We start from the raw sequence: 15,634 nt of genomic DNA, 5'->3' as shown, positions 1-15,634 counted from the left end.
GCTTCCACTCTTTGACTTGCTCGGGGAACAAGCCTCGCTCGCGACAATATTGACTCAGCTCAGCTTCTGATAGGCTGGCGGTTTCCATGACGGTGGCGAACTTGGCTTCAGCTGACCACTGCTCGGTGTTTTTTTGATGTCCTGGCACGGGTTTACCTTCGGAACGGAGTTTACTGCGCCAATTGTACAACGTTGCCTCGCTGATGTGTTCTTCTGCTGCAATTTCCGGGATGGTTTTATTATTCGGTGGCAACAGTTTTTTGAGGATGGCGGCTTTTCTTTCTTCGGAATATCTCGGCATGGTGTCCTCCGTTAGCCCTCCACTGCTGGATTTTTGGGCGATTCAAGATCTGGACAACTATCCTGACACCGGGGGCCAGAATGCAAACGACGTTTGGCGTCTCGATTCTTTTGGCTCAGTCATCCGCCGCCAAACAGAGCCTATTCTCATACTGTTGCGAAAATGCAATAGGCAGATAGATGAAAGGATTTGTCACCTTTCTGCCCACCGCCAGTGCACCGAATCCTGATAATGACATTTGAGTGAACCGCCAGAGCACTTGGAAAAGCCCAAGCGTGAACAGCGCGTGATTGAATCGATTACGTTAGAGCACTTTGAGTGCACAGGAGATAAGTATGTTTGTACTAGGCGTAGATATCGGTTACTCAAACCTGAAGCTGGCAATTGGCCAATCAGGCAGTGAACCGAAAACCATTATTCTGCCTGCGGGTGCCGGTCCTGCGGATCGCATGCCAGAGCGTATCGGTGGAGGCGATGATGACACTTGTTTGTATGTATCTGTCGATAATGAGCGTTGGGCCGCTGGTGTGCCTGCTGGACGCCTTCAAGGCTGGGAACGAGAGCTTCACCCGGAGTATCCCACCACAAAAACCTATAAGGCGCTTTTTCATGCCGCCTTGTTAATGGCTGAAACTGACTCCATCGATTTGGTTGTCACTGGATTACCGGTTTCCCAGTTTCATGAACCACAACGTAAGTCTGACCTTGTGCAGCGTTTAAAAGGTGTCCATCAAGTGACGCCTAAGCGCAGCATCACTGTTCATGACGTCAAAGTGCTGCCGCAGCCTGCCGGTGCCTATATGGATCTGGTTCAAACAGGTGGTGATTTGGGCTTGATTGAAGAAGGTCGCGTCGTCGTCATAGATCCAGGCTTCTTTTCTGTTGACTGGGTTGCCCTTGAGGCCGGAGAAATTCGCTACAGCTCATCAGGAACCAGTCTTCAGGCAATGTCCGTGCTACTGGAAACCATTGATAAGCTGATTTCGGAAGATCACGGTGCCAAAGTCGGAATGGATCGACTTGAAAAAGCCATGAGAACCGGCGACTTGCAGGTGCTGCTATTTGGTGAAAAAGTCGATATTTCACCTTATCTGAATGCTGCCATGAAAAAGGTAGCGCCTGTCGCTCTTACAGCCATGCGCCAATCAATGCGCGACGAAAGCATTAATGCGGACTTGGTGTTGATCGCCGGAGGTGGAGCCTTGGCTTATAAGGAAGCGGCCAAGGAGATTTTTTCACGAAGCAAGATCATCGTGCCTGAGCAGTCTGTTTTGGCGAACGTCCGAGGCTTCTGGTTTTATGGAGCCTGATCATGAGAGTTGTCGTCAACATTCCCCCAGGGAGCCACCCTGAACTGCTAAAAGAATTAGAAAAGACGCCGCCACGGGAACGCGCTGAGCGTCTGCGGATGCTGGCCACCTTTGGGTTAATTCACATGAGCCAACCCAATCTATCCACGACATCTGTACCGGTGGATGGCCATGCACCAGAAGTTGAAATTACTTCTGTGAGTAAAGCGCCAGAACCCAAAGCAGAATCACGTAAACAATCATTAAAATCAAAACTTCGGTTTGACTAATTAGGGGGGTATTTATGAAGTTGTCAGATGCAAAATGCAGAAATATCAAACCTACCGAAAAAATACAAAAATTAACCGATGGTGCTGGTCTGTATTTAGAAGTTAAGCCATCAGGAGCAAAAAAATGGCGTTATCGGTATCGAATTGCAGGAAAAGAAACAATTTTTACAATTGGTGATTATCCTACAATTAGCCTTAGTGGAGCCAGAATTAAGCGCCAAGAGGCGACTGAACTAGTAAAAGAAGGTAAACATCCAACGACAATCAGACAGTCTCGAAAGGTTAAAAACGAATGGGAAAGCGTTAATACCTTTCAAGCGTTGGCGCATGAGTGGATAGAAAAAAATAAGTCCAAGTGGTCCGAAAACTACAAACGTCAGATTGAAATCAATTTACGGCGTTATGTATTTCCGTCAATTGGCAAGCTGCCAATCAAGTCTGTTGAATCTGCCATATTTTGGTAATAGTCCAGAAAATAGAGAAACAAGGTGTTGATAAAAGAAAAGGTAAGAAGGGATCACCGTCAATTGCATTACTTGTAAAGCAATGGTGCGGAGCAATTTTCCGGTATGCAGTAGTAACATTAAGGGCTGAATACGATCCAGCGGCCCCCATTCAAGGAGCTATTACAAGACCAAGAGTCAGGCATCACCCTCATTTAGAAGGCCCAGAACTAAATGGTTTTATGAGAGCGTTAAACGCCTATGAAGAACGAGGAATGCGACAAACCATAATTGCATTGAGATTACTACTGCTTACCTTTGTTCGAAACGGCGAGCTACGACTTGCTATTTGGGAAGAATTTGATCTAGAAAATGCAATATGGCGAATTCCTGGCGAGCGTATGAAAATGCGGGAGCCTCATGTCGTACCATTATCCAAACAAGCCATGCAACTTTTAAGAGAGCTTAAAACTTTTACAGGGCCATTTGGTTTTATTTTTCCAAATCGCTCTACTGCAAATACGGCGATGAGCAACACCACGATAAATAGAGCCATAGAGTACATGGGCTATAAAGCCCGTATTACTTCGCATGGATTCAGGGGTACGGCATCAACAGTGCTTCATGAGCACGAATGGCCACACGAAATTATTGAGAGGCAACTCGCGCATGCCGAACGAAATTCTGTAGTAAAGGCTTATAACCATGCTCAGCATCTATCCAAGCGCAGAGAGATGATGCAATGGTGGGCGGATTATTTGGATGAAATCGAATCTCAGGCACTGAAGGTTGATTGATTATGTGATGAATTTTTGCATCTTGCTGACCAGCACGGGCTCTCCTCACACTTCATAATACTCCTGAATTAAACATTAGGAGTTAGTCATGGATAATCGAATTTTACGTTTACCCCAAGTTATTGAGTTAACTGGTTTCAGTCGAAGCTCAATTTATGCACTCATGAAGACTGGAGAATTTCCACTCAACATCAAGCTTGGACAAAGGGCTGTGGGGTGGAAGGAGCAGGATATCACCAACTGGATAAATACCAGAGCATCATATACTCAACACTATGCATCCAATAACTAAAGATAATGCGGGTATGGCCAAAAACATACCCGCATTCATACCCGCAATTTATCAAGATGGTGCTAGTTCGGAATAAACGTTACAGGAAAAAAACGTTTTGTAATCAACCAAATGACTTGTAACCACTGGACGTTTATACACCACACTAGATGTTCATGCAGATTATCGATCATAAGAAGCACTGTACTACGCCATGCGATTGAAAACCGGCATGATGCTAACACAGTGCTTATAGGGCGTCATCCTCGCGCGGGCAGGTGCTCACTGCCCACATTAGGATTAGCGTAGTTGACAGCGAAAGCCGGTATATCGCACGGTCATTGGCGTATCTGCTGGCGCACTGCCGCAGTATACAGGAAACAAGCCCAGTGCTTTGACCGATACGGCAATGCGATCGTCACTCTGCAGCGCCAATGATTGAACCAAAGGGCTCGCTTGGTCAAATTGGCGCTGACTACGCCATTTCATCCATGCGTGTACCGGACTTTTTTGTCCGTTCAGTAGTGGAATAATTGGCAAGAAACTGCGGTTATTCACCGTCACCGAGACAGGCACCACAGGTTCCGGGTAGTCGAGTGATACCTGAACGGGATCGTGATCGGATGACGAGAATGGATTACTCGATTTCACCAACTCTCCACTATATTGACGGCTGTACTCAAACAGGGTGCTTTCCACCGAGTTGATATGCCACTCTTCAACGCCAACCACTTTGCTCGCCAAACTGGTATTGGCGAGTGCATGATCCAACGCGCCCAGTTCCCCAGAGAAGGAGTACGAGTAGGCTTTGTCTCCCAACCAATCCGTTGCGAGGTTGGTATAACCGAGCCCTTGTTCAACCGCTTTTGCTGTTGGATGCATGGGCACACCTCGAATTTCAGTACCTGAAGCGGTCATGATGTCTCTCTCGCCGCTTGCGCGCTGATAGTCGGTAAGCACACGGACCGGATCTTCTTTGGCGTAAGCATTGAGATCACCCAAAATTAATACGTCACCGTCGACCGCTTTGAGGTGGTCACGTAGCGCAACCGCGGCAGACACTCGGAACGCATTGCAATGTCCCTGCCTATCCGCGGTATCCGTATCAAACTCCCCCGCGACCCAGTCTTCATAGCCGAGCCGGTAGCCTTTCGACTTAAAGTGATTCACCACCACACTGAGCGCTGATCGTTAACCATAAAGCGTTGGATTAAGCTATCGCGCTGATATTTATTCAGTGTTTTCGTTTCACCGTCCGGGTTTTCACCACTGATATGCTGCTCTGGCATCGGCACCGCTTTCGCCTCACCCGCGAGAGTGACTTTTGCGGGACGATAAATCATCCCCACCATAATCGCATCTGAGCCAAAATAGGCGTCTTGGTTTTTCTCTTTGTCACTGGGTTCGACAAATTGATAATGGTCGCTCGAATCCGCAAATTGCGCATTTAACTCGGTAACCAGATCCTCAATAGCACTGCCAGCGTCAAAGCCGTTATTCTCAATTTCCATCAAACCGACAATGTCAGCGTCCATTGCGGTGAGTGCATTGACGATTTTGGTCCGTTGCAATGCAAACTCAGCCGCAGTTTTCGCCCCACGGTTACATCCACGGCTAGCGTCTGCATCCGCGCGATCATCACAGGTCACGTTAAGAGGACCACCAACGGCACTGGCGCTGGTGAAATAGTTAAGTACGTTAAAACTGGCCACCTTGATATCAGCGCCAGGTACATTATTCGGCGCGGGTTGGCGATCATTTTGGTGCACGATATCACCGGCCGTGATGGTGTTGGTCGCCACCAGTCGATATTGGTTGTAGCTATAACCCATCACACCACTCAAACGCTCGACCCGATCGCCAATACGTAAATAGCCCTGTTCGGCATCTAAGCCTGGAAAGTACGGGATTTCGCCGTCTTTCGCTTTTTGATCGCTCTCGATATAAAGCTGGTTATCACTATTTTTCGCGGCGAGTGCCTCAGCGTCAGAGGTGAGCGCCGGATAAAGTTGAGTGGGCTTATACAGTGGGGATTGATGTGATAACACCATATTGTTGCGGAAAGCGTCGTAGTCAAAGCCAAAGTTACGGGTGATCACCAGATCGCTGTCGGCATCCATGGTGACGTGCATGCCTTCGTAGCGCTCCAGCGCACCCTGCAAGGTTTCTTGTGATTCCACGCGGATCGCGTCGGTGAAATCGTACCGTGATAGGCGCCTTTGGCCACTTGTCCATCGGTGACACCCAGTTGGGTATGACCGTAATACTCATTAATCTTACCGCTGGCACACAGTGTGTCGCCCGGTGCGATCTCAAGCTTGTCGGCATCACGCAAATAGACAAACAAGCCATCCGAGGTCGCAGCGCTCCCGTCACCTTGTGGGTCTTGTATCCATACCCCTTTATACAAACCTTGTGTCACCGCAGTAACCACGCCTTGAACCGCATAGGTGTCTTCTGAACGGTACTTACCGTCAGGCACAAATGGGCTACGTTCTCCGTCGCCTTGAATCGCGTAAATGGGCGTTGGGGGAGTCACCCCGCATTGATAACTTTCGGTAAGTGGGGCTTTCGCCGCGGCGGGCAGTGCAACGCCCGCCAGCACCAAAGCAAGGGGCGACCACATCAATGGCTTTTTCATACCTGTTCCTTCACGTAAATTGAGTGTTTACTCGAAAATTGGGTGTATTATTCACGATAGATACAGAATATGACGTGATGTGAATCGCATCGAAATCAGCGATTATTGATGAATTCGTTAGAAGTGAGAGGCCGGTTCAGTGTTGTTCAAAAAAGCAGCGAGACCAGCCCGCTGCTTGTTTACTTTATCATTGTACGATATCTGTACTTTGACAATGGTGTGCTACACGCGTGGCACAAAACCCACCGCGTCATAGACTTTGCGCAAGGTGTCTTGTGCCCGTGCAGAAGCATGCGCCGCCCCTTTTTGCATCACACTATCGAGCATTGCCCGATCGGCACGATACTCATGATACCGTGCTTGCAATGGCTCTAGCATCGCGACGACAGCGTCTGCGGTGTCTTTTTTCAGGTGGCCATACATTTTACCTTCATACGCCTTTTCTAGCGCATCCATTGACTCACCTGTCGCCCCAGACAATAGCCCAAGCAAGTTGGAAACGCCGGGTTTTTGTGCGATATCAAAGCGCACACGCGGCGGCTCTTCTGAGTCGGTAACCGCTCGTTTGATTTTTTTCGCAATGGCTTTTGGATCTTCCAGCAATCCAATCACATTATTGCGGTTATCGTCAGATTTCGACATTTTTTTGGTCGGATCTTGTAGGCTCATGACCCGCGCATTGACATCGGGCGTGTGGGGCTCAGGCAACGCAAACACATCGCCATAGCGATTATTAAAACGCGTCGCCACATCACGCGCCAGTTCAAGGTGCTGCTTTTGATCGTTCCCCACCGGCACTTGATTAGTTTGATACAAAAGAATGTCTGCCGCCATCAACACCGGATAATTAAACAAACCCGCGTTGATGTTCTCAGCATGGCGCTGCGACTTATCTTTAAACTGGGTCATCCGATTCAACTCACCCATTTGGGTATAGCAGTTCAGCACCCAGCTGAGTTGAGCATGCTCAGGCACATGCGATTGGACAAACAAGTTGCTCTTTTCCGGACTGACGCCAACCGCCAAGCATAACGCCAACGCATCCAATGTGGCTTCACGCAGGCGTCCGCCTCTTGATGAACCGTAATGGCATGCAAATCCACCACACAATACTGACAATCATAATCATCTTGCATCTGTTCCCACTGGCGGAGGGCGCCAGATAGTTACCAATACTTAACTCGCCTGAGGGCTGCACACCACTCAATACAATGGGTTTCGAAGATTGACTCATGATGATTCGGTTCCTTTACATATTGCCCGTGTGGGCGGTCTTGTTTGCTGATTGAAATCGTTACGCGGGGTGGTTGGCAACCACAGCCTCAAGCTCGCTAAAGTGGTCCAACACATAGCTAGGTTGGCTGTCGCTGATCGGCTCACCATAGTTGTAGCCATAAGTGAGACCGACCGAGGCCATCCCCGCATTGTGTGCGGCTAAGATATCATTTTTTGAGTCACCGACCATCAACATCTGGGCATTGGTTAACCCATGCTTATCGCGCAACAGGTGCAAGCCCTCTGGGTCAGGTTTGCTGGTGGATAGGCTATCACCGCCAATCACATCACTGAACAAGGCCGCTAAACCTAAATCTTCTAAGATAGCAGGCACGAAAGCGAACGGTTTATTGGTGACGACGCCCAGTTGATAACCCTGCTGGTGCAAGGCAGTTAGCGTCTCTTTCACGCCAGGATATAGCACCGTTTTTTCGTGACCATTGTGCTCATAATGGTAGTTAAAACGTTCTCGCGCTTTTGCAACGAGCGAAGGGTCCAGCCTGGGATCATGATCATGCGCACGCGACAAGGCACGGCGAATCATAATATCGGCACCATTTCCTATCCAGCCGGTCACCTCGGCCACATTCACTGTCGGCCTGTCCAAGTCCGCCAGCATCATCTGTAACGCTTGGGTCAAATCGGGCACGCTATCAACCAAGGTGCCATCTAAATCAAATGCAATATAACGCAGGCTCATACGACTTAATTACCTTTCTACCTTGGCCAATTCGGCACGCATTTCTTCAATGGCGGTTTTATAATCAGGCTGACCAAAAATGGCCGACCCTGCAACAAACATATCCGCGCCCGCTTGCGCCACTTCGGCAATGTTATTGGCTTTCACTCCACCGTCAATTTCTAGACGAATATCTCGCCCACTGTCATCAATACGTTGGCGGACGTCACGGAGTTTATCTAACGTGGTCGGAATAAAAGACTGGCCACCAAACCCGGGATTGACCGACATCAGTAGGATCATATCCAATTTATCCATGACATAATCTAAGTGGTGGAGCGGTGTTGCCGGGTTAAAGACCAAGCCCGCTTGCATGCCGTGCTCTTTGATCAATTGCAAAGTGCGGTCAATATGCTCACTGGCTTCTGCGTGGAACGTCACCATATTCGCGCCCGCTTTAGCAAAATCAGGAATAATGCGGTCGACCGGCTTAACCATCAAATGGACATCAATCGGCGCGGTAATACCATAATCACGTAAGGCCTGACAAACAGGGGCACCAAATGTCAGATTCGGGACATAATGGTTATCCATCACATCAAAGTGAATCACATCTGCCCCCGCCGCCAACACGTTTTCAACTTCTTCCCCTAATCGGGCAAAGTCTGCAGATAAAATCGATGGCGCAATCAAAAAATCCTTCATAGTGCGGTCGCCTCAATTGCCAGAAAGTCGCCGTAATTCTACCCGATATCGGCCATTAAGTCTTACCTGATCCGCGTTTAATCTTGGCGAAGTCTGGCAAGTCGCAGAGACTGAGCTAGAGTAAAAAAAGACGCCGAAGAAGGAGGCAGGATGGGCGAAAAACCTAGACTAAAACACGTGGTAAAAAGTGTCATCGCCGCTTTGTTTGGGGTGCAATCACAACACAATCGCGAGCGGGATTTCGGCTATGATTCACCGACAATCTATATTATTACCGGCGTCATCATGATCGGGATAGTGGTTGGCGCATTGCTCGTGATCGTTAAGTGGGTAACCCAGCTGTGAACGCACCGTTCATCCGTCAGGCGTATCCGCGAATGGCTTTATATCCGCGAATGGCTTTATATCCGCAAATGGCTTTAGGGTGTGGGTGGCTGAGGGGCAAACAACGCGAGTAGTTCATCCACTTTGTTACGGCCATTGCCATTACGACTGATGGTTCGCTTCACTTTAACCACACTAAAACTAGCACCGCGATATAGACGGCGTGTATAAGGCGTATCATGGTTAGAAATTAAAACCGGAACCCCCTGGACCACAGAAGCTTGCTCAGCATATTCAGCCAGCAAGGCTTGATCATCAAGGGTAAAGCCATTAGTGGCGTAAGTGGTGAAATTCGCAGTTGCGGTTAACGGCGCATAGGGCGGATCGCAATAGATTACGCTTTCTTTTGTCGCCCGCGCAAAGCTCTCCGCATACCCCTCACACACAAAGTCCGCACGTTGGGCCTTTTCTGCGAACATCGCTAACTCTTTTTCCGGAAAGTACGGTTTCTTGTACGACCCAAACGGCACATTGAAACCGCCTTTTTTATTGTACCGACACAAGCCATTAAAGCCGTGACGATTCATGTACAAAAAATAAAGCGAACGTAAGTAAGGGTCAGTGGTGAGATTAAACTCACGGCGTACATCCAGATAGCGCTCTTTTTGGTTGTATTCTTGGCAAAAAAAGGCGCGTGCATCCGCCACAAAACGCAATGGCGCTTGCTTAATAATATTGTATAGATTAATAAGATCTGGGTTGATATCAGCCAGAATATAATGGTCGTAGTCGGTGTTTAAAAAAACCGATCCGGCACCGACGAAGGGCTCGATAAGCGTGTTCCCTTCGGGTAGATGACGACGAATATCATCGACTAGCGAGTACTTACCACCAGCCCACTTTAGAAACGCACGATGCTTTCTCATTGCCCCTGATCTATCTCTGCGGTGTGGAAAGGGGCGGATTGTACCTATTTTGGCCCATCAATCAGCGGATTTTACTGTCCATCTGCACGGTTGATCTCACGGTGAATCTGACTAAAAGACTTCACAAACGGCTGCAGCGCCCGCACATTATCCGCCAACGTCAGTTCTGCACGACGGGCATCGGTGACACTGGCATAATCACCCAGTAACACCATGTACCAGTTGGCATTGTTGCGACGGGTTTGATAAACCTGAACGCGATCCCCAAGCTGATAATCGGCGATGAAATCTGTCGCATCTTGGCGTGATTGCAAGGCCGCAAGCTGCAGGGCATAACGCTGCGCAGACACATCGAGTAGGGCCTGTGAGCCAAAAGCTAAGGTGTCAGTATTGGTTAGTGCCGCTGTCGACCCCGTACCTGTAGCCGAAGATGCGGTATTTGGCGGTTCAGCCGGTGTCGCGGGCGCAGGAATCGCTTGATTAATTTCGCTTGCGAGCGGTTCCTCAACCGCTTGGGTGCCATCTCCACCCGCATCTTGTTCGTCAATGATAGCGTCCACGACGTCATCAGGTAAAACGACTCTCTGTCCCTCATCATTGCGACCAACAGTCAATCCTTCACCGTTTACGTCTTGCGGTAAGTTAGCCTGATCCTCAGTTACCGCTGAGTTCGCCCCTGACTTCACTGTGTCAGCCTTATCTGAACGTTGACTCGCTGTCAGGCTATCGCCTTGAGCCGCTGATTGTCCATCGAGGGTTTGTGGCTCCGTGGTCGCTTGCTGCTCATTGAGCAAATCATCCAAGCTTTTTAACCCGTCGGGAAGCATCGTCTCAGCCGACGAGGCGTCATCTTGGTTTGGAAAGGCCCACCAAATCGCACCAGCCCCCACTATCATCAGCACCACAGCTAATAACAACATTAAAAAGGGTTTATTATTTTTAGCGGGCTTTTTATTGTCTTTACTCACAGCGCCTACCTCTTGATTATCCTTTCCCATGATGGTGCCGGGGTAAACGGTTTGTTTGGCCAGCTTGGCTAGCCACTGTTTTTTACCCGCTGCATCAATCCGTTGCGTTACTGCTAACACATCGATGAACATTTCTTCTTCACCGTCATTGAGCGGCGAGATCTCGAGCTCCAGCGGCTTTTGATCGTGCCCGTAAGACACCTGACGTAGCCACTTGTTCAACTTTCCTGGCAAAGTAAAGAGTACAACATTGATACGCCAATGTGCTTGATGCTGAGCATGTTGCACCAACGCCCACAGCTCAGACAGTAACCCAGGCGTCAGCCGGTGTGCATCATCAATCACAATTAACGCATCGCAGCCAGCGCCATCGAGCATCATGGTTAAGCTATCCAGAAGGGGATCGGCTTGATTAAAGACACCATCTTTGACAATTTGTCGCAGCAAGATAGCACGACGTTGATCATCACTTTGTGCCGTATGGCAAGCGAGTAAGGCATGAACGTGGACATCCGCCCATTCCTCCATATAGCGCTCACTTAACCAGGTTTTCCCCGCCCCAGCAGGCCCGGTCACTTGGATCAGATTAGCGCTAAATCGAGTGATAAATTGCAGTCGAGAAAGGAGCTGGGTTTGGCTTTCCAGATCCAAAGTTAGCGTATCAAACGTGTCTGTCATGCATTCAATGGTTAACCGGCATCAATCACATCAGCGAGTCGCTGGTATGGAATATCTGCAACCACTTGAGCCTGGCCTATCGCTGTCGGTAAAACTAGACGCAACTGTCCTGAAAGCACTTTTTTATCACGCATCATGTGCTTAATAAAAGCATCGTAGTTCATTTCACGGGGAGCCTGCACAGGAAGATGCGCTTTTTGTAACAAGGCAGTGATGCGATCAACGGTTTTTCCTTCAATTAAGCCATGATGCACGCCGTTTGTGCGGCCAAGACTGTCCCAGCCGCGACCGCTTCACCATGCAGCCAATTGCCGTATCCCATTTCAGATTCAATCGCATGACCAAAGGTATGACCCAAGTTCAACAGCGCGCGTACGCCTGCTTCGGTTTCATCTTGGGCAACCACGTCGGCTTTGATTTGACAACAGCGCTGGATAGCGTAAGTCAATGCATCGGGAGAGAGGGCAGTCAGAGCTGCCATCTCGCTGTCCAACCAATCAAAGAAAGGGGCATCTGCAATCACACCATACTTAATCACTTCTGCCATGCCTGCAGCAAACTCACGACTAGGCAAGGTGCTAAGCACCTGTGTATCAATCACCACCGCTTTGGGTTGATAAAATGCCCCGATCATGTTTTTGCCAAGCGGATGATTGATTGCTGTTTTACCACCAACGGACGAGTCGACTTGCGCCAGTAACGTCGTAGGCACCTGGATAAAATCGACGCCACGCTGGTAGCAAGCACTCGCAAATCCGACGATGTCGCCAACCACCCCACCCCCAAGGGCGACGAGCACGACATCCCGGTTATAGTTGTTTTCTAATAGAAAGGTGTTGATGGTGTTAAACGTTTCTAGCGATTTATACGCTTCACCATCGGGCAGACTAAGGCTCGCGACATCGACTGCGCCTGCCTGCTTAAGGGTCGAGACCAGTATGTCGCCATAAATCGGCATCACTGTCTCATTACTGATGACAGCAACCCGACGGGAATGGACGCCTTCAAATAGGCTCGCATCTGCTAAAAGCCCTTCACCAATAGAGATAGGGTAGCTACGTGCCCTAAGTTAACGTCTATCCGTTCCATGGTCGGTCCTGTGGTCGGTTATTGCTGCTCTAAGAGCGCCATGATTTGATTTGCCACCACTTTAGCGCTTTGGTCATCAGTTCGTACAACGTAATCCGCAATTTCTTGATACAAAGGATTACGCTCTTCCGCCAATGATTCCAGCACTTCACGTGGTTGGTCAGTTTGCAACAATGGTCGTTTCTTATCGCGTTGGGTACGTGCGAGCTGCTTTTCGATCGTGGTTTCCAAATACACCACGACACCACGAGCAGAGAGGCGGTTACGGCTTTCTTTGCTCATGATAGAACCACCGCCAGTCGCGAGAACGATACCTTGCTCTTCAGTGAGGTCGTTTATCACGTTTTCTTCGCGTTTACGGAAACCTTCTTCACCCTCAACGTCAAAGACCCATGCAATGTCTGCTCCAGTACGATCTTCAATCACTGAATCAGAATCATAAAATTCCATGTGAAGTTGCTGAGCAAGATGACGACCAATTGTGCTTTTACCAGCCCCATGGGGCCTACCAAAAAGATGTTTCGTTTTTCAGCCATTTTAAGCAATTTTACGCGCGGTTAAATAAGACAACACCGCCCGCAGGCTTAATGTAAAAAGCCCGAGGCGCCAATTCCTCACAGATATTTCGTGATCAGATTAAAAATTATCTCAGGACAGTGACCCCTTTGGCAACACCTAACCTACCCTGTGACGATTTTAGGGGTCACAAAGATCAGAAGTTCGCGTTTTGCATGGTCTTTTAACTGATGCCGAAACAAGCCTCCGAGCAAGGGAATGTCCCCAAGGAGAGGGACTTTGGTTTCTTTATTGATCATCGTGTGCTGAAAAATGCCCCCTAAGACCACGGTTTCGCCATTTCTGGCCAGTACTTGGGTGTTAATCCGCTTGGTACTGATCGACATTGCCTCACCTTTTCCCGCCACGACCGATTTTTCCGGCATGTCTTGAGTCAGCTTTAAGTCTAGCACCAAGGTATTATCCGGCGTGATCTGAGGCGTGACCGACAAACTCAATACTGCTTTTTTAAAAGAAACCGCTACCGCGCCACTGGAGGAAGCTTCCAAATATGGAAGTTCTGTCCCCTGTTCAATATAGGCGGCTTTTTTATTAGTCGTGATCAATCTTGGGCTAGAGACGATTTCGGCTTTTTGTTCACTTTCGAGCGCAGAGAGCTCCAAATCGAGTAGCAAGTCGTTCCCTAACTTCGCTACTTGGAAGGCCATACTAGACGCAGAAGGGCTCACAGCGGCCAAATTGACATTAAGGAAATCACCGATGGTGCTTCCCTCGCCGGCCGCATCGTTTAAGCTATCTGGGCCCTGTTGCGCCAGATCACTATCCCACATCACATTGCCTTCGATCGATGACCCGACGGTGGTTGAGCCGTTACGATTCAAAATGCCCCAACGCACCCCTAGCTCATCGACCGAACCTTGCTCAACCGTCACAATCCGCGCTTCGATTTCTACCTGCTTAACCGGGACATCGAGGTGTTGAACTAAGGTGCGGATATGATCAATGTTTTTATCAATATCTCGGATAATGATCGCATTGGTTCGTTCATCCAGAGACACCGCGCCCCGTGGGGATAGCAAGCTCACGCCTTGCGCTTTACCGCGGATTAGCGCGGCCACTTCACTGGCTTTGGCGTAATTCACGGTGATGACCTCGGACGACAGGGGCAGCAGTGTTTCTGCTTGCTGCGCCATTTCCAAATCTTGTTTTTCTTGCGCCATCAACTCTCGGCGAGGCGCCACCAGCATGACCTCGCCGCGTTGACGTTTATCTAATCCTTTCACTCTTAAAATAACCTCTAACACGTCTTGCCAAGGCACACCGTCAATTCGCATAGTGATATTGCCTTGAACACTGTCTGAGGTGACTAAATTAAACTGGTTTTGCTCGGCAATCAGTTGGAGCACTGCGCGAACAGGGATATCTTGGAAATTGATCGAAATCGGTGCATCCGGATCGGTGGATACGGATGCCGTTGCCACTTGCTCGGAGGCTTGTATGGTGACGACTAACTGTTGTTTTTGTTGATGATAGTCAAACACGATCGGCTGTGCCGCTTGAAGATGAATTTGTGCCTGTCCAGACGGTTGAGAAATATCGATCGCCGTGATCGGTGTGTGACTGTCTTGCATGTTGGTCCGCTTAATTAACGACGGTTTTATCTTGACCTTCGGTAGCCGGATACGTAGTTGATCGGATGTAGGCTGACGAAAATCCGCCATAATCGCGGGACTGTCGAAGTCTAAAATCAGTTTTGCCACCCCTTGCGCAGAGCGTGTTAACTGAACCTGGTTCAACGTCGCCATGTCCGCCGCCTGAACAGAGGCATTTATCAGGCACCCAACAATAAGCACCAATTGCGCGAGTGCTCGCGAGCTAGGCGTATACAGAGCTTTAAACGCCGTGGGTATTATCATAACTGCTATCCTTTTACGACAAGTTTGGGTGGATTGAGAGGGTCACGGTGCGTTGCTGCCAGCAACCTAAACCATCAGGTAGCACTTGGTTTATCGCGACATGATCACGTGTCACTGCCATCACCCGACCATGATGCTCACCGAGCCGATCGCCACGAGCGACTTGCCTGACCATCCCATTCGGCAAAGCAATGAGTGCATGTTTTTGTCCACCCTTGGTTAAGCTTCCTTTCATCTCAAGTTGTGCTAACGATAAGCTTGAAAGCGGCGTGTCACGCCAGTGCGAGGCAGGTTGCCAGCAATCTCCAGGCGATACCCGTTGCTGGCCTGACGCGGCTGGGAGAACGAATGGATCGCGCGTTTCCTTTGCAAATGGAACGGGGTGATACACAGTGGGAGGCGGCGTACGTGTCGCCGTGACAGCCGCTTGTCCTTGCACTTGGTGCATAAACTGGCGAATATCATCATCCTTTTTTTGACAACCGCTTAAAATCACAAGCAACACTAATGCACTGGCTCTTAACAT

Annotated in this window: 16 protein-coding genes and 3 pseudogenes; 6 read left to right on the top strand and 13 right to left on the bottom strand. The window is 49.2% G+C overall.

Annotated elements, in window-relative coordinates:
* The coding region (locus tag DZ54_RS0100370) for a helix-turn-helix domain-containing protein (RefSeq protein ID WP_025672720.1) at positions 1-301 on the bottom strand (301 nt) is incomplete at its 3' end.
* Between the two features lie 335 nt (positions 302-636).
* Between DZ54_RS0100370 and DZ54_RS0100365 the strand changes: the two genes are divergently transcribed.
* The 5 genes from DZ54_RS0100365 (at position 637) to DZ54_RS23875 (ending at position 3,412) form a co-directional block, all read left to right on the top strand.
* Positions 637-1,611 carry a ParM/StbA family protein gene (locus DZ54_RS0100365; protein WP_025672719.1) on the top strand — a complete coding sequence of 325 codons (975 nt, stop codon included), beginning with the start codon at positions 637-639 and terminating at the stop codon, positions 1,609-1,611.
* A 2-nt stretch (positions 1,612-1,613) separates the two neighbouring features.
* Complete coding sequence (locus tag DZ54_RS17705) at positions 1,614-1,880, top strand: hypothetical protein (protein ID WP_037353129.1); 267 nt, start codon at positions 1,614-1,616, stop codon at positions 1,878-1,880.
* A 14-nt stretch (positions 1,881-1,894) separates the two neighbouring features.
* A complete protein-coding gene (locus tag DZ54_RS25390; RefSeq protein ID WP_205619348.1) occupies positions 1,895-2,344 on the top strand; it encodes a tyrosine-type recombinase/integrase in 450 nt (149 codons plus the stop codon).
* Positions 2,338-3,120 (top strand): tyrosine-type recombinase/integrase, encoded by a 783-nt coding sequence (locus DZ54_RS25385; RefSeq protein WP_205619347.1) that lies wholly within the window; start codon positions 2,338-2,340, stop codon positions 3,118-3,120. The genes DZ54_RS25390 and DZ54_RS25385 overlap by 7 nt, the downstream gene beginning before the upstream one ends.
* 88 nt (positions 3,121-3,208) lie before the next feature.
* A complete protein-coding gene (locus DZ54_RS23875; RefSeq protein ID WP_025672718.1) occupies positions 3,209-3,412 on the top strand; it encodes a helix-turn-helix transcriptional regulator in 204 nt (67 codons plus the stop codon).
* Between the two features lie 279 nt (positions 3,413-3,691).
* Here the strand turns inward: DZ54_RS23875 and DZ54_RS25690 are convergent, their stop codons facing one another.
* The 6 genes and pseudogenes from DZ54_RS25690 to rpe all read right to left on the bottom strand — a co-directional run bounded on the left by DZ54_RS25690 (position 3,692) and on the right by rpe (position 8,691).
* Positions 3,692-4,561, bottom strand: a complete 870-nt coding sequence (locus tag DZ54_RS25690) for an endonuclease/exonuclease/phosphatase family protein (RefSeq protein WP_240473871.1) — start codon at positions 4,559-4,561, stop codon at positions 3,692-3,694.
* Positions 4,558-5,571 (bottom strand): ExeM/NucH family extracellular endonuclease, encoded by a 1,014-nt coding sequence (locus DZ54_RS25685; RefSeq protein WP_240473870.1) that lies wholly within the window; start codon positions 5,569-5,571, stop codon positions 4,558-4,560. The genes DZ54_RS25690 and DZ54_RS25685 overlap by 4 nt, the downstream gene beginning before the upstream one ends.
* Entirely contained in the window at positions 5,487-6,032 is a 546-nt protein-coding gene (locus tag DZ54_RS25680; protein WP_051415797.1) for a hypothetical protein, read from the bottom strand. Before DZ54_RS25680 ends, DZ54_RS25685 begins: the two co-directional genes overlap by 85 nt.
* A 222-nt stretch (positions 6,033-6,254) precedes the next feature.
* A pseudogene (trpS, locus tag DZ54_RS17690) lies at positions 6,255-7,266 on the bottom strand (tryptophan--tRNA ligase).
* 60 nt (positions 7,267-7,326) lie between these two features.
* Positions 7,327-8,007 carry a phosphoglycolate phosphatase gene (locus DZ54_RS0100335; RefSeq protein WP_025672717.1) on the bottom strand — a complete coding sequence of 227 codons (681 nt, stop codon included), beginning with the start codon at positions 8,005-8,007 and terminating at the stop codon, positions 7,327-7,329.
* A gap of 9 nt (positions 8,008-8,016) precedes the next feature.
* Positions 8,017-8,691 carry a ribulose-phosphate 3-epimerase gene (rpe, locus tag DZ54_RS0100330; protein WP_025672716.1) on the bottom strand — a complete coding sequence of 225 codons (675 nt, stop codon included), beginning with the start codon at positions 8,689-8,691 and terminating at the stop codon, positions 8,017-8,019.
* 150 nt (positions 8,692-8,841) lie between these two features.
* Between rpe and DZ54_RS0100325 the strand changes: the two genes are divergently transcribed.
* Complete coding sequence (locus DZ54_RS0100325; RefSeq protein WP_025672715.1) at positions 8,842-9,036, top strand: DUF2970 domain-containing protein; 195 nt, start codon at positions 8,842-8,844, stop codon at positions 9,034-9,036.
* A 74-nt stretch (positions 9,037-9,110) separates the two neighbouring features.
* Here DZ54_RS0100325 and dam read toward each other — a convergent pair whose 3' ends face one another.
* The 6 genes and pseudogenes from dam to DZ54_RS0100295 form a co-directional block, all read right to left on the bottom strand.
* Positions 9,111-9,941, bottom strand: coding sequence for an adenine-specific DNA-methyltransferase (gene dam, locus DZ54_RS0100320; protein WP_025672714.1), 831 nt, complete (start codon positions 9,939-9,941; stop codon positions 9,111-9,113).
* A 71-nt stretch (positions 9,942-10,012) separates the two neighbouring features.
* Positions 10,013-11,587, bottom strand: a complete 1,575-nt coding sequence (locus tag DZ54_RS0100315; RefSeq protein ID WP_025672713.1) for an AAA family ATPase — start codon at positions 11,585-11,587, stop codon at positions 10,013-10,015.
* Positions 11,588-11,598: 11 nt separating this feature from the next.
* Positions 11,599-12,676: pseudogene (aroB, locus tag DZ54_RS17685) on the bottom strand (3-dehydroquinate synthase).
* An 18-nt stretch (positions 12,677-12,694) separates the two neighbouring features.
* Positions 12,695-13,212 (bottom strand): annotated as a pseudogene (aroK, locus tag DZ54_RS17680) (shikimate kinase AroK).
* 144 nt (positions 13,213-13,356) lie between these two features.
* Complete coding sequence (locus DZ54_RS0100300) at positions 13,357-15,108, bottom strand: type IV pilus secretin PilQ (RefSeq protein ID WP_051415795.1); 1,752 nt, start codon at positions 15,106-15,108, stop codon at positions 13,357-13,359.
* 13 nt (positions 15,109-15,121) lie between these two features.
* Positions 15,122-15,634, bottom strand: a complete 513-nt coding sequence (locus DZ54_RS0100295) for a pilus assembly protein PilP (RefSeq protein ID WP_025672711.1) — start codon at positions 15,632-15,634, stop codon at positions 15,122-15,124.

Origin of the sequence: Salinivibrio socompensis S35, from assembly GCF_000513715.1 — a bacterium.
Classification (GTDB): Bacteria; Pseudomonadota; Gammaproteobacteria; order Enterobacterales; family Vibrionaceae; genus Salinivibrio; species Salinivibrio socompensis.
This window is presented reverse-complemented; position numbering and strand designations above follow the sequence as displayed.

Bases quoted from the DNA above. Each gene is read 5' to 3' on its own strand.
- DZ54_RS0100315 (WP_025672713.1), bottom strand. From the start codon at position 11,587: ATGACAGACACGTTTGATACGCTAACTTTGGATCTGGAAAGCCAAACC.
- DZ54_RS25680 (WP_051415797.1), bottom strand. From the start codon at position 6,032: ATGAAAAAGCCATTGATGTGGTCGCCCCTTGCTTTGGTGCTGGCGGGC.
- DZ54_RS0100295 (WP_025672711.1), bottom strand. From the start codon at position 15,634: ATGTTAAGAGCCAGTGCATTAGTGTTGCTTGTGATTTTAAGCGGTTGT.
- DZ54_RS0100365 (WP_025672719.1), top strand. From the start codon at position 637: ATGTTTGTACTAGGCGTAGATATCGGTTACTCAAACCTGAAGCTGGCA.
- dam (WP_025672714.1), bottom strand. From the start codon at position 9,941: ATGAGAAAGCATCGTGCGTTTCTAAAGTGGGCTGGTGGTAAGTACTCG.
- DZ54_RS0100335 (WP_025672717.1), bottom strand. From the start codon at position 8,007: ATGAGCCTGCGTTATATTGCATTTGATTTAGATGGCACCTTGGTTGAT.
- DZ54_RS17705 (WP_037353129.1), top strand. From the start codon at position 1,614: ATGAGAGTTGTCGTCAACATTCCCCCAGGGAGCCACCCTGAACTGCTA.
- DZ54_RS0100325 (WP_025672715.1), top strand. From the start codon at position 8,842: ATGGGCGAAAAACCTAGACTAAAACACGTGGTAAAAAGTGTCATCGCC.
- DZ54_RS25390 (WP_205619348.1), top strand. From the start codon at position 1,895: ATGAAGTTGTCAGATGCAAAATGCAGAAATATCAAACCTACCGAAAAA.
- DZ54_RS23875 (WP_025672718.1), top strand. From the start codon at position 3,209: ATGGATAATCGAATTTTACGTTTACCCCAAGTTATTGAGTTAACTGGT.
- DZ54_RS0100300 (WP_051415795.1), bottom strand. From the start codon at position 15,108: ATGATAATACCCACGGCGTTTAAAGCTCTGTATACGCCTAGCTCGCGA.
- rpe (WP_025672716.1), bottom strand. From the start codon at position 8,691: ATGAAGGATTTTTTGATTGCGCCATCGATTTTATCTGCAGACTTTGCC.